At 58.8% G+C, this 12,268-nt stretch carries 12 protein-coding genes; 8 read left to right on the forward strand and 4 right to left on the reverse strand.

Annotated elements, in window-relative coordinates:
• The first annotated feature begins 115 nt into the window (after window positions 1-115).
• The 5 genes from KIH86_RS21415 to KIH86_RS21435 are packed head-to-tail and all read left to right on the forward strand — an operon-like array spanning window position 116 to window position 3,348.
• Window positions 116-1,183: an ABC transporter substrate-binding protein gene (locus tag KIH86_RS21415; RefSeq protein WP_223084562.1), complete on the forward strand. Its 1,068-nt coding sequence runs from the start codon at window positions 116-118 to the stop codon at window positions 1,181-1,183.
• Window positions 1,184-1,230: 47 nt separating this feature from the next.
• Complete coding sequence (locus KIH86_RS21420) at window positions 1,231-1,524, forward strand: thiamine-binding protein (protein ID WP_223084410.1); 294 nt, start codon at window positions 1,231-1,233, stop codon at window positions 1,522-1,524.
• Window positions 1,521-2,282: an ABC transporter permease gene (locus tag KIH86_RS21425; RefSeq protein WP_223084411.1), complete on the forward strand. Its 762-nt coding sequence runs from the start codon at window positions 1,521-1,523 to the stop codon at window positions 2,280-2,282. Before KIH86_RS21420 ends, KIH86_RS21425 begins: the two co-directional genes overlap by 4 nt.
• Before the next feature lie 41 nt (window positions 2,283-2,323).
• Window positions 2,324-3,163 (forward strand): ABC transporter ATP-binding protein, encoded by an 840-nt coding sequence (locus KIH86_RS21430; protein ID WP_223084412.1) that lies wholly within the window; start codon window positions 2,324-2,326, stop codon window positions 3,161-3,163.
• On the forward strand, window positions 3,160-3,348 hold the full coding sequence (locus KIH86_RS21435) for a hypothetical protein (protein WP_223084413.1): 189 nt from the start codon (window positions 3,160-3,162) through the stop codon (window positions 3,346-3,348). Before KIH86_RS21430 ends, KIH86_RS21435 begins: the two co-directional genes overlap by 4 nt.
• 213 nt (window positions 3,349-3,561) lie before the next feature.
• On the opposite strand, the gene nfsA is transcribed toward KIH86_RS21435, so the two are convergent.
• The 4 genes from nfsA to KIH86_RS21455 form a co-directional block, all read right to left on the reverse strand.
• On the reverse strand, window positions 3,562-4,314 hold the full coding sequence (nfsA, locus tag KIH86_RS21440; RefSeq protein ID WP_223084414.1) for an oxygen-insensitive NADPH nitroreductase: 753 nt from the start codon (window positions 4,312-4,314) through the stop codon (window positions 3,562-3,564).
• 277 nt (window positions 4,315-4,591) lie between these two features.
• The gene (locus KIH86_RS21445; protein ID WP_223084415.1) at window positions 4,592-7,054 is read right to left on the reverse strand and encodes a heavy metal translocating P-type ATPase; all 2,463 of its coding nucleotides are present in this window, start codon (window positions 7,052-7,054) and stop codon (window positions 4,592-4,594) included.
• A 111-nt stretch (window positions 7,055-7,165) separates the two neighbouring features.
• Window positions 7,166-7,369 (reverse strand): copper chaperone CopZ, encoded by a 204-nt coding sequence (gene copZ, locus KIH86_RS21450; protein WP_223084416.1) that lies wholly within the window; start codon window positions 7,367-7,369, stop codon window positions 7,166-7,168.
• 14 nt (window positions 7,370-7,383) lie between these two features.
• Entirely contained in the window at window positions 7,384-7,737 is a 354-nt protein-coding gene (locus KIH86_RS21455) for a metal-sensitive transcriptional regulator (protein WP_223084417.1), read from the reverse strand.
• A gap of 192 nt (window positions 7,738-7,929) precedes the next feature.
• Here KIH86_RS21455 and KIH86_RS21460 point away from each other — a divergent pair, with 192 nt between their 5' ends.
• From KIH86_RS21460 to KIH86_RS21470, 3 genes are all read left to right on the forward strand, one after another.
• Window positions 7,930-9,768 (forward strand): bifunctional diguanylate cyclase/phosphohydrolase, encoded by a 1,839-nt coding sequence (locus KIH86_RS21460; protein ID WP_223084418.1) that lies wholly within the window; start codon window positions 7,930-7,932, stop codon window positions 9,766-9,768.
• Window positions 9,769-9,991: 223 nt separating this feature from the next.
• Window positions 9,992-11,527 (forward strand): MDR family MFS transporter, encoded by a 1,536-nt coding sequence (locus tag KIH86_RS21465; protein WP_223084419.1) that lies wholly within the window; start codon window positions 9,992-9,994, stop codon window positions 11,525-11,527.
• A gap of 6 nt (window positions 11,528-11,533) precedes the next feature.
• Complete coding sequence (locus tag KIH86_RS21470) at window positions 11,534-12,103, forward strand: PadR family transcriptional regulator (RefSeq protein ID WP_223084420.1); 570 nt, start codon at window positions 11,534-11,536, stop codon at window positions 12,101-12,103.
• The last annotated feature ends 165 nt before the right edge of the window (window positions 12,104-12,268 follow it).

Below are 12,268 nucleotides of genomic sequence, written 5' to 3' on the forward strand. Positions count from 1 at the left end.
CCCGCCATATCCAGGGACGCTTTTTTGTCGTTTCGGGGGGAGAACCGTCTGCTTGAAGGCTTTCGGGACCGCTATTAACGGTCTCAGGACAGATATAAAGGAGAGAAGCACTGTGATGGGGATCAACAAATGGTTAAGACCGGCTCTGGCCGGCCTGCTCGTGCTGGCCGTATCGGGCTGCGGAGCGGGAAATAACGCGGGAGGCACCGACAAGGCCGGAGAGGGACAGACCTCGCCGTCTGCCGGCTCGGCAGCATCGGCGGCCGCTTCGCCAGCCGTAAGCGCCAAGGTGAAGGTCGCGCTCGACTGGACGCCGAATACGAATCATACCGGACTATACGTGGCCAAGGAGCTCGGCTATTATCAGGAGGAAGGCCTGGATGTTGAGATCGTGCAGCCGGGCGAGGCCGGTTCGGACACGATGGTCGCGTCCGGAGAAGCCGCCTTCGGCATCGGCGCCCAGGACAGCCTGACGCTGGCCCGCATTCAAGGCGTGCCGCTCGTCTCCATCGCCGCCATCATCCAGCATAATACCTCCGGCTTCGCGGCTCCCAAGGACCGGAACATCAAGTCGCCCAAGGACTTCGAGGGCAAAACCTACGGCGGCTGGGGCTCGCCGGTAGAAGAAGCCGCGATGAAGGCCATCATGGACCCCGAGGGCGGAGACGTAAAGAAGGTCAAGCAGGTTACAATCGGGGAAGCCGATTATTTCACGGCCGTCAAACGCGACATTGACTTCGCCTGGATCTTCTACGGATGGACAGGCATTCAGGCCGAGCTCCGGAACGAACCGCTGGACATGCTGTACCTGAAGGATTATGCACCGCAGCTTGATTATTATACACCGGTGCTGACGACCAGCGAGAAGGAAATCGCCGATCATCCCGATGTGGTAAAGGCCTTCCTGAAGGCGACGTCGAAGGGCTATCAGTACGCGATCGACCATCCGGAGGATGCGGCGAACATCCTGATCAAGGCAGTGCCGGATCTGGACGCCGATCTCGTGAAGGCAAGCCAGAAATGGCTCAGTCCGAAATACAAGGACGACGCTTCCCGCTGGGGCGAGCAGAAGACCGAAGTATGGAAGAATTACGCGGACTGGATGTACGGGCTGAAGCTGCTCGATCAGCCGTTGGACGCTTCCAAGGCGTTCACGAACGATTTTTTGCCGGACGGACAGTAAAAGCGCACCTTACTTAGACTTCATACAACCGAAAGGATGAGATAACCATGGCAAGCACACTGCTGAGCATTCAGGTCATTCCGAAGACGCCGGGAGGCGAAGATTCGATCCCCTATGTGGACACAGCGATTGAGGTCATTCAGCGCTCTGGCGTGAAGCATCAGGTGAACGCGCTGGAGACAACGATGGAAGGCGAGCTGCCGGAACTGCTGGAGATCGTGAAGGAGATGCAGGAGGCGCTGATTGAGGCGGGCTGCCCGAGCGTCATCTCCCAAATCAAAATCGCCCATTATCCGAACGGAATCAGCATGGACGGGCTGACGGAGAAATATCGTCCGTGAATTCCTTGTGGAATAAAGTCTGGCCGCCGCTGCTGACGGTCATTCTGTTCCTCGCACTGTGGCAGCTGTCGGTCTCCTGGTTTCATATTGAAAAATGGATCCTGCCCGCCCCCTCCGATCTCTGGAAAGAGGCGTCGGCAGGCTCCGCTTCGCTCAGGGGGCATATGCTGGCGACGCTGCGGCTGACCTTGATCGGATTTCCAATCGGTGTGCTGACCGGCTTCCTTGCGGCCATGGTACTCTATCTGCTGCCCGGTCTGTCGCGGGCGTTCTACCCGCTGCTCATTCTGAGCCAGAACGTGCCCATCGTCGCGCTCGGTCCGCTGCTCGTCATCTGGTTCGGCTTCGGCCTGCTGCCGAAGGTGATTCTCATCACGCTGGTTTGCTTCTTTCCCGTCGCCGTTGCCGGTCTTGGCGGACTGGCCCAGACCGACCGGGTCATGCTGAACTACATGAAGATGGCCGGCGCGTCGCGGTGGCAAATATTTGCCAAGCTTGAGCTGCCGCATTCGCTGCCCTCGCTCTTCTCGGGCATCAAAATTTCCGCGGCCTATGCCGTGACTGGCGCGGTGGTCGCCGAGCTGGTTGGCTCCGGGGAAGGGCTTGGCTATTACATGCAGCTGCAAAAGGCGGCCTACCGCACGGACCGCATGTTTCTCGCCGTTATTCTGGTCGTTCTGCTCAGTCTTCTGCTGTTCGCCGCCGTTGCCTTGCTGGAGAAATGGCTGATCCGCTGGAAGCCCCGCAAGCATGAATAGACGTCCGTTCGATCCAGTCATGAAAGGAGCGGCTTTATGCTATGAAATCCATGAATACATCCGGCTCCGGCGTCCCTGAGCAGCCGGCCACTCAATCGCCCGCTCTGGACGTATCCGGCGTCTCCAAATCGTTCCGCCAGAAAGGACAGAGCCTGAAGGTCCTGGACAACGTCTCCCTGACGGTCGGACGCCAGGAGTTCGTGTCGATCGTCGGGCCTTCCGGCTGCGGCAAAAGCACGCTGCTCCAGATCATCGGCGGATTGATCCGGCCGGATTCCGGCTCGATCTCGATGAACGGCGCAGCCGTCACCGGCGAGAAAGGCGGCGTCAGCTATATGCCGCAGCAGCCGGCGCTGCTGCCGTGGCGCAGCGTCGAGGACAACGTCATTCTCGCCCGCGAGCTGAAAGGCGCGGCGAGAAGCGAAGCCCGCGAGGAAGCGCGGCGCTGGCTCGCGAAGGCGGGTCTTGGCGGATTCGAAACCGCGTATCCGCACATGCTGTCGGGCGGCATGCAGCAGCGCGCCGCCTTTCTCCGCGCGCTGCTGGCGCCCCAGGAGCTTATGCTCCTGGATGAGCCGTTCAGCGCGCTCGACGCCCTGACTCGCAGCGACATGCAGAGGTGGCTGCTGGAGCTGTGGGAGGAGAACCGCCGCTCCGTGCTGTTCATCACGCACAGCATCGAAGAGGCGCTGCTGCTCTCCAGCCGGATCTATGTCTTCTCCGGCAGGCCGGGCACGATCCTGCATACGGTCGAGGTGCCCTTCCCCCGGCCGCGCCGCGACGAGATTACGGAGCATCCCGAATTCCTGCGGCTGAAGCGCCAGATGTCGGAATGGATGCGTGAGGAGCAGGCGAAGTCAGCGGCGGCAGCTCGGCGGTGAGCCGGAGAGGCCGATCTACACCGGCACGGCATAGCCAGGGGTGGCGGCTGAACCCGGACGACCACGGCGAGAGCGGGAAGGCCGGAACGGACCGGCCGAAGCTGGACAGCCGTTGGCAAGGACAATCCCGCATTAGCAGCGCAAGCAAAGAGGCCGGACATCATGGCGATGTCCGGCCTCTTTAACATTGGCGCGTATGCGTATGCGTATATGTAGCATGGGCGCGTATGGCATGCAGGCGAGTGCATGCGAGCGTGTTTGCATGTAGGCGTAGGCGTGTATGGCTGCGGAGCGAATAGCGCGCATTGGGCCCGTTACCGGCAGGCCGGACAATGTTCGGCACATCCGGCGTCAACCGCTGGCCGGTGCGCCGGCGCCCTCTCCACCGGAAGGCCCGTTTAGCGGTGGAGGAAGCCTTTGCTTCGCAGGAAATCGCCCAGATCCAGCCGGCTAGGCTCAGCGATCCACTTGGCCATGATGGCCGACCATGGCATATCATTGCTTCCTCCGGTCCGCTTGCTCAAATAATCCGACATAGTCCGGTCGTATTCGCCGACCTGGCGGACCGTCTCTTCCGCGTCATACCGGTTGCGGTGCAGCACGGCCTGCTGCGGCAGGCGCGGACGGATGCCCGGCGACTGGTCGGGATAGCCGAGGCACATGCCGAACAGCGGATAGACCAGCTCCGGCAGGCCAAGCCGCTCGGCGACAGCGGCGATCTTGTTGCGGAGGCCGCCGATATAGACGACACCAAGCCCCAGCGATTCGGCAGCCACGGCAGCGTTCTGGGCGGCAAGCGTCGCATCGATGGTGCCTATGATGAAATTCTCCGTTGAGCCCTCATACGTCTCCGCACTGTTCAGGTGCGGGCGCGTCACCTCACGCAGCCGGTACAGATCGGCGCACCAGACCAAGAAGACGGGGCATTCAGCCACATACGCCTGATTGCCCGCCAGAGCGGCAAGCTCGGACTTCAGCGCCGAGTCGGTGACCGCGATCACGCTGTATGCCTGCACATTGTGGGAGGACGAAGCCGCCTGCGCCGCACCGATAATGGCGGCAAGCTGCTCTTCGCTGACCGGGTCCTCGCGGAACTTGCGGATGGAACGGTGATTTCGCATCAGCTCAAGCGTTTCATTGGATATACTCATCGTCTTCTTCATCTCCTATTCGTCTTCGCCCCCGAATTCGGGAGGCCCTGTCTTTCTGGTACCTGTCTTTCTAGTACCTGTGTTTCTAGTATAAGTATTAACACCATTTCATCCCTTTTGCCAACTTGGGCCGTTGAGGGGCCGGACAATGAAGGATGAGCGCCAGCCAGCGGCCTGGCATAAGACAGCTATCGTCTTCCCTCCCGGGTTCCATCCATGATAAAAAACGGCAAATCGCCCGCCTCCATCTCTAATGGAAGCGGGCGGTTTGTCCATGTTACAGCTTGACCCGCTGCAGCCGCAGCGCGTTCAGCACAACCGAAACCGAGCTGAAGGCCATCGCCGCTCCGGCCAGCCAGGGCGCCAGAAAGCCGAGGGCAGCCACCGGAATGCCGATCGTATTATAACCCAGCGCCCAGAACAGATTCTGCTTGATGTTGCCCATGGTGCGCCGGCTCATCTCGATGGCGTCCGCGATCGCCTTCAGGTCGCCGCGCATCAGGGTAATGTCCGCGGCCTCCATCGCCACGTCCGTTCCCGTGCCGACCGCCATCCCGATATCGGCGGTAGCCAGCGCCGGGGCATCATTGATGCCGTCGCCAACCATCGCGACCTTGCGGCCTCCCTCTTGCAGCTTGCGGACCGCCTCTGCCTTGCCTTCAGGCAGCACTTCGGCCATGACCCGGTCGATGCCAGCTTCCGACGCTATCGCCCGGGCCGTACGCTCGTTGTCGCCGGTGATCATGACAACATCGATGTTCATCCGCTGTAGCGCAGCAACCGCCTCCCGCGAGGTCGGCTTGATCGTGTCGGCGACGGCCACGATGCCTTGAATCTTGCCATCCACCGCTACCAGCATGGCGGTCTTGCCCTCCTGCTCCAGACGCTGCATCTCGCCCTGCCATTCAGCAGTCTCCGCGCCGCTCTCTTCCATCAGCCGGCGCGTGCCGACAGAGACGGCTCTGCCCTGCACGGCGGCCTTGATTCCGCGGCCCGGAATATTGACGAAGTCCGCTGCTTCGTCCAGGATCAACCCCTTCTCCGCCGCACCCGCGGCCACCGCTTCGGCCAGCGGATGCTCCGACAGCTTCTCGGCGGAGGCCGCCAGCGACAGCAGCCCATCCTCCGCAGACAGGGCTTCCGGACCCTTGAAGTCCGGAGACACGAGCACATCCGTCAGCACCGGCTTGCCTGCGGTCACGGTGCCCGTCTTGTCCAGAACGACGAGCTCGATGCCCTGGGCGGCTTCAAGATGCTCGCCTCCCTTGAACAGAATGCCCAGCTCGGCGGCGCGGCCGGAGCCGGCCATAATTGAGGTCGGCGTAGCGAGTCCCAGCGCGCAAGGGCAGGCGATAACAAGCACGGCGATCGCCTTCTCCAGAGCCTCCGCGAACTGCCCGGGCGCTCCCCAGAGATACCAGACGATAAAGGTCAGCGCCGCGATTGCGACGACAACCGGTACGAAGATGCCCGAAATGACGTCCGCCACCCGCTGGATCGGCGCCTTGGAGCCCTGGGCTTCCTCGACCACACGGATAATCTGGGCAAGGGCGGTGTCTCTGCCCACCTTGCGGGCTTCGATCTTCAGTGCGCCGTTCTTGTTGACGGTTGCTCCGATTACGGTGTCTCCCGGCGCCTTGTCCACCGGAATGCTCTCGCCAGTAAGCATCGACTCGTCGACAGAGGATATCCCTTCCACGACCTGTCCGTCCACCGGAATCTTCGTGCCGGGCTTGACGAGCACGATGTCTCCGATGACGACATTCTCGACCGGAATGCTGATTTCCGCACCATCCCGGATGACGACCGCGCTCTTGGCCTGAAGTCCCATCAGGCTGCGGATTGCGTCGGAGGAGCGGCCCTTCGCCAGAGCCTCGAACCATTTGCCGACCAGAATGAGCGTAATGAGGATCGCTCCCGTCTCATAATACATCTCCACCGCATGACTCATTCCCGGCATTTCCGGCATGTTTAAGGAGTCCAGCGTCAGATACAGGCTGTAGAAATAGGCGGCCGATGTTCCAAGCGCCACCAGCACATCCATGTTCGCGCTGCCGTTGCGAAGCGCTTTATAGGCTCCCACGTAGAACTGCCAGCCGATGATGAACTGTACCGGCGTCGCCAGCACCAGCTGGAACCACGGATTCATGAACAGCTCCGGTACGGGAATCCAGGAGGTGAAGGAGAAATGGCCGACCATCGCCCACAGCAGCGGCAGCGACAGCACCGCAGACACGATCCACTTATTCCGTTTGCGCCGGATTTCCTCGCCCTTGCGGTCAGATGCCTCCTCGCTGTCTTTCTTAAGCGAGGCTTTGTAGCCGATGGAGTCCACCTTGGTTATGATATCCTGGGGCGTGACCATCCCCGGGGTATATTCCACATGCGCCGTCTCCAGCGCAAGGTTCACATTCACTTCGGCAATCCCGGGCATACGGCCGAGCACCTTCTCGATCCGGGCCGAACAGGCGGCACAGGTCATGCCGGAAATATCGAAATCGGCTGTCTCCTTGACCGTATCGTAGCCGAGAGAGCGGATCTTCTCCTCAAGCTTCGGCACACTGACAACGCCGGGATCAAAGCCGACCGCCGCCTGCTCCAACGCGAGGTTCACATTGGCGCGCGATACCCCTTCCATTCGGGATAGCCCCTTCTCGATTCGCGCCGCGCATGCGGAACAGGTCATGCCGGTAATCTGCAAGGTAGCCTGCTCTTCGGGCGCCGCCGCTGCTTTTTCCATGTGAATCACTCTCTTTCATGTACCCCCTAGGGGTATGCTGTGTTCAAAAAGAGAAGGCCCGCAGCGTCACTTGCTTCCCGCTCCATGGCCCCTCAGGCGATAGTTCCAATATTACTGCACAACGTCATAGCCCTGGTCTTCGATTGCATCCTTGATCGCCGATACGCTGAGCTTGGATTCATCAAACTCCACAGCCACCGTCTTGGCCGCCAGATCAACCTTGGCCGAAGCGCCCAGATTTCCAACCGCCTTCTCCACTGCGCTTACACAATGTCCGCAGGACATTCCTTCCACATTCAATACGACATTCGTCATGTTAATCCTCTCCTTTATGATTTCATTAATCTGCCGACTGTAATCAGCAGTTCATCAATAACCTCATGTTCTCCGGCTTCGATTCGTTCCACGATGCAGCTCTTCATATGCCCTTCAAGCAGCAGCTTGCCGACGCTTCCGAGCGCGGACTGCACCGCCGCAAGCTGGGTAAGCACATCGTCGCAGTACGTATCGCGTTCGATCATGCCTTTGATGCCGCGGATCTGGCCTTCGATGCGATTGAGCCGGGCGGTAAGCCCGCTCTTGAATTCCGGCGTATGATGGCTCTTGCGTTCGCCGGAAGGATGGCAGTCGCCAGCACAGACTGACGGTTCCTGGCCGTCTTCGCTCTTATGATGTGTCGCCATGATTCAGCCTCCTCAAACCCAATATAGCATACCCCCACGGGGTATGTAAACAGAGAATGGCAAAATACAAAATAAAAGTTCAGCAAAAGAGTCTTTGGGCTCTCGTCTGTGCGGTTGACTCTATGAAAATACTCCCAAATCCCTTAAAATAAATGAACACTTAGTACGAGTCCGCCGGGAGGAGCAGCGTTCATGGATAAAGGACAGGCACCTGTTTCCAAATTGAATTTGAGCGGTTTGTACAGGCTGCTGCTGTGCATAATGGGCGTGTCCCTGTTCGCCGTGTACAATCAGGGCGTGTTTGTGGCCTACAGCTTACCGGCCTGGATATGGGCGCTTGCCCTGTCCGGCGCGGCTGTATCCCTGATCGTGTTCACCTTCCAGCTTCCCCCGCAGGGCAACGGCTTATCCCTGGATTCCTCGGTGTATCTCGCCTGTCTTTTCGTATTCGGAGCCTCCTTCAGTCTCACCGTTCTGCTGATTTCCACAATCGCCATCTGGTTGATCGAACGGGAACTGGCATGGTGGAGGCATGTGAACAACTTCGCAGTCTACTCAGTCATGATCGCCTCCGCCGCCTATACGTATCATGCGCTTGGCGGTGAGCGGGGACCGCTATCCGAGAGCCATCTGCCCGCCTACGCCGCAGCCATGGCGATGTATTTTGCGCTGAATACCCTGCTGATCGCTTTCTATTATTATTTGACCTTTAACGAGAATCTTTATGACACGCTGAAGGGCATGCTGAAGGATACCGTTCTCGCCTATCTCTGTACGCTGGTGCTGGCGCTGGTGCTGACCGTCCTGCTGTATAACAATCAGTTGCTAGGCCTGGGCCTGTTCCTCTGCATCAGCATTATGATGTCCTATTCGTTCAAGCGGATGTTCGCGATGTACCGGGACATCGAAGAGCGGGCGAACCGCGATCCGCGGACCGGACTGTTCAATCACAGCTACTTCGAGCTGGCGCTTGAAGAGGAAATCCGCACAGCCTGCAATACCGGCGCCTCCCTCTCGCTTGCCATGATCGATATCGACGATTTCAAGAAATACAACGATCATTTCGGCCATTTAAAAGGCGACGGCCTGATCGTGTTCCTGGCCGATCTCCTGACCCGGGAATGCGACGGCGAGGATATACTCGTCTCCCGGTACGGCGGGGAGGAATTCACGCTGCTGATGCCCGGTCTCGATACGGCGGAGGCCTACAGCTTCCTCGAACGTCTGCGCAGGACGCTTAACAATTCTCCCTTTGAAGGAACTGAAATTTTTCCGCAGGGCTGCCTCTCCTTCTCCGCAGGAATCGCGTGCTTCCGCCTTGACATTCACGACAAGTCGCAGCTGGTGGATGAGGCTGACCAAGCCCTCTACTACGCCAAGAAGCAAGGTAAGAATATGGTCCATATTTATGGCCACCAGTCAACGCTTGAGCGGGAAATCGACTTCAGCCAGGACGTCCGGGACATTGAGCAGCAGCTGCGCCTGTTTATGTACAAGGATCTGGAGACATTCAAGCATTCCAAAAGGGTATTCCGCTACGCAATGGACATGAGCGAGCTGCTGGAGCTGGACAATCTTACGAAGCGCCAATTCACGCTCGGTGCGCTGATCCATGATATCGGCAAGCTGGAAATCCCGTGGGGCATTCTGAACAAGAAGGAGAAGCTGTCCGCCGAGGAATGGGAGATGGTCAAGTGGCATGTCACCTGGGGCAAGGAAATGGCCTCGACCAACGTCAAGTACAAAGAGCTGGCGCCCTACATCGAGCTTCATCACGAAAGATATGACGGCAAGGGCTATCCGCACGGCTTCAAGGGCGAGCAGATTCCAAGACTGTGCCGGATGCTGACGGTCATCGATTCCTTTGACGCCATGACGACCGAGCGTCCCTACCAGCCGACCAAGTCTGTGGAGGAAGCGATTGTGGAGCTGCGGGCCTGCGCGGGAACGCAGTTCGATCCGGAGCTTACCGAGCTCTTTATCCGTTATATCGAGAGTCGGCAGCTCCGTCTTGCGGAGGCCGCCATATAGCAAGGTCAGCTGTACACACCGCATTCTATTTGCAGTACACCCCTCTACTATCCGCGGCAGACTATCTGCGGCAACTATAGGCCTCGCCGGCTTCGGCGGGGCTTTTGTCGTGTGTGTCATATGCTCTCGCTATGAAAATTTTTATGAAAAACAGGTTGCTTCCCTATTCAAATTTGAATATAATTAGGTTCACCAATTCACCAGAAAAAGGAGTTTACCAAACATGCATTCGAAAGAAAGCAACATGAAGCTTGTCGTTGTCGGGCTGCTTCTCGGGATTCTGATGTCCGCGATGGACAACACAATCGTCGCAGCCGCAATGGGCACGATTGTCGCCGACCTCGGGGGTCTGGACAAAATCGTCTGGGTCACCTCCGCCTATATGGTTATGGTCATGGCTGGCACGCCGATATTCGGCAAGCTTTCGGATATGTACGGCCGCAAGCGTTTCTTCATGCTGGGACTGGTGCTGTTCCTGATCGGCTCGGCGCTCTGCGGAACCGCAGGCAGCATTACACAGCTCAGCATTTACCGTGCCATTCAGGGGGTCGGCGGCGGCGCGCTGATGCCGATCTCGTTCACCATTATCTTTGACATCTTCCCGCCGGAGAAAAGAGGCAAGATGACCGGCCTGTTCGGCGCGGTCTTCGGGATTTCGAGCGTGCTCGGTCCGCTGCTCGGCGCCTATATCACCGACTATATCGGCTGGCAGTGGGTGTTCTACATCAATTTGCCGCTTGGCGTCATCTCCTTCATCCTGATCGCCTCCGCCTACAAAGAGTCGGTCATTCACTCCAAGCAGCGCATTGACTGGGGCGGCGCCTTCACGCTGGTCGGCTCAATCATCTGCCTGATGTTCGCCCTGGAGCTTGGCGGCCAGACGATCGGCGGCAAGCTGTATGCCTGGAATTCGGCTGAAATTCTCGGCCTGTTCGCAGGCTTCGCCGTCCTGCTGATCGCCTTCCTGCTGATCGAGCGCCGCGTTGCGGAGCCGGTCATCACCTTCTCCATGTTCGGAAACCGGCTGTTCGCAACAAGCGCTCTAGCCGCCTTCTTCTACGGCTCGGCCTTTATCGTGGCGACCGTCTATCTGCCGATCTTCGTGCAGGGCGTGTTCGGCGGTTCCGCCACGAACTCGGGTCTTATCCTGATGCCGATGATGATCGGCTCGGTGGTGGGCGCCCAACTCGGCGGCCAGCTTACGTCGCGAACGAGCTTCCGCAACATCATGCTCCTGTCGGCTGTCTTCTTCGTGGCTGGCGTCGCCATGCTCACGACGCTCACGCCGGATACCGCGCGGCTGCTGGTCAACATCTTCATGGCTGTCACCGGATTTGGCGTAGGCTTCTCGTTCTCGGTGCTGAATATGTCCTCCGTGCATCATTTCGACATGCGCCAGCGCGGCTCGGCGACCTCGACAAGCACCTTCCTGCGGTCGCTCGGGATGACGCTCGGCATTACCATCTTCGGCATCATCCAGCGTAATTTATTCACAAACTCGCTGTCCGATGCGTTCGGAGGAAGCGCTCAGGCAGCCTCCTTCGGCGACTCGCGCTCTGCGCTGACACCGGAAGCCCGGGCGAAGATTCCAGCTCCGATATTGGAGAAAATATCGGCCGCTCTCTCGACTTCCATCGCCCATACCTTTATGTGGGCGCTGCTCCCGGCGGTGCTGGCGCTGGTGACGGTACTCCTGATGCCTAAGGACCGTCTTCTCGCCCACCGCGGAGCAGCACAGCCGGCGCCTGGCCGAGAGTAACCCGCCATGTCCATCAAGCTGGCGATTCTCGGTCTGCTGCTGGAGCGGAATATGCATCCGTACGAGATGATGGTGGTCCTGAAGGACCGGTCCATCAACAAGATTGCAAAGCTGCAAATGGGCTCCCTCTACTACGCCGTCGACCAGTTGTCAAAGAACGGGCAGATCGAGCAGGTAGAGGTTATCCAAAGCCGCGACCGGCCCGAGAAGACGATTTACCGGATTACCGAATCCGGGCAGGCCATGTTCGAGCAGCTGCTGCTTCAGCAGTTCCGCAAGAACGACGCGGTCTACCACCCGATGTATATTGCGCTGGCCTTCTCCAGACATGCCGATCCGGACAAAATCGCGAAGCTGCTGGAAGAACGAATCCGGGAGGCCGAGCATGAAGTCAACCTCGCCTATCAAGTCTATGAAGAGCATATCGGGATCGTCTCCCGGGCTGTTCTGCACTTGATGTACGGCCGTTATGAGCACAGCCTGACGGAGCTGAAATGGCTCCAACGGCTCTATGCCGACGCGCTGGACCACAAGCTCCGCGTTCAGGACGGTCCGCTTGATACGGAAGAGGAATGAAGCGCTGAACAAATGCTGATAAACCAGCACGTCCTGTGTAACCCCAGGCCGAATCCAGATTATCTGCAAGCCGAATGTGCGTTTATTAAGGAACGAATCCCTTGATCATGCGCATTCGGCTTTTTTCATCGCTATAGAACATCCGGAAAGTGTTGAAGGAAGGCG

Origin of the sequence: Paenibacillus sinensis (assembly GCF_019904155.1) — a bacterium.
Classification (GTDB): domain Bacteria; phylum Bacillota; class Bacilli; order Paenibacillales; family Paenibacillaceae; genus Paenibacillus_AQ; species Paenibacillus_AQ sinensis.

Bases quoted from the DNA above. Each gene is read 5' to 3' on its own strand.
- KIH86_RS21415 (WP_223084562.1), top strand. From the start codon at position 116: ATGGGGATCAACAAATGGTTAAGACCGGCTCTGGCCGGCCTGCTCGTG.
- KIH86_RS21420 (WP_223084410.1), top strand. From the start codon at position 1,231: ATGGCAAGCACACTGCTGAGCATTCAGGTCATTCCGAAGACGCCGGGA.
- KIH86_RS21430 (WP_223084412.1), top strand. From the start codon at position 2,324: ATGAAATCCATGAATACATCCGGCTCCGGCGTCCCTGAGCAGCCGGCC.
- nfsA (WP_223084414.1), bottom strand. From the start codon at position 4,314: ATGAGTATATCCAATGAAACGCTTGAGCTGATGCGAAATCACCGTTCC.
- KIH86_RS21445 (WP_223084415.1), bottom strand. From the start codon at position 7,054: ATGGAAAAAGCAGCGGCGGCGCCCGAAGAGCAGGCTACCTTGCAGATT.
- copZ (WP_223084416.1), bottom strand. From the start codon at position 7,369: ATGACGAATGTCGTATTGAATGTGGAAGGAATGTCCTGCGGACATTGT.
- KIH86_RS21455 (WP_223084417.1), bottom strand. From the start codon at position 7,737: ATGGCGACACATCATAAGAGCGAAGACGGCCAGGAACCGTCAGTCTGT.
- KIH86_RS21460 (WP_223084418.1), top strand. From the start codon at position 7,930: ATGGATAAAGGACAGGCACCTGTTTCCAAATTGAATTTGAGCGGTTTG.
- KIH86_RS21465 (WP_223084419.1), top strand. From the start codon at position 9,992: ATGCATTCGAAAGAAAGCAACATGAAGCTTGTCGTTGTCGGGCTGCTT.
- KIH86_RS21470 (WP_223084420.1), top strand. From the start codon at position 11,534: ATGTCCATCAAGCTGGCGATTCTCGGTCTGCTGCTGGAGCGGAATATG.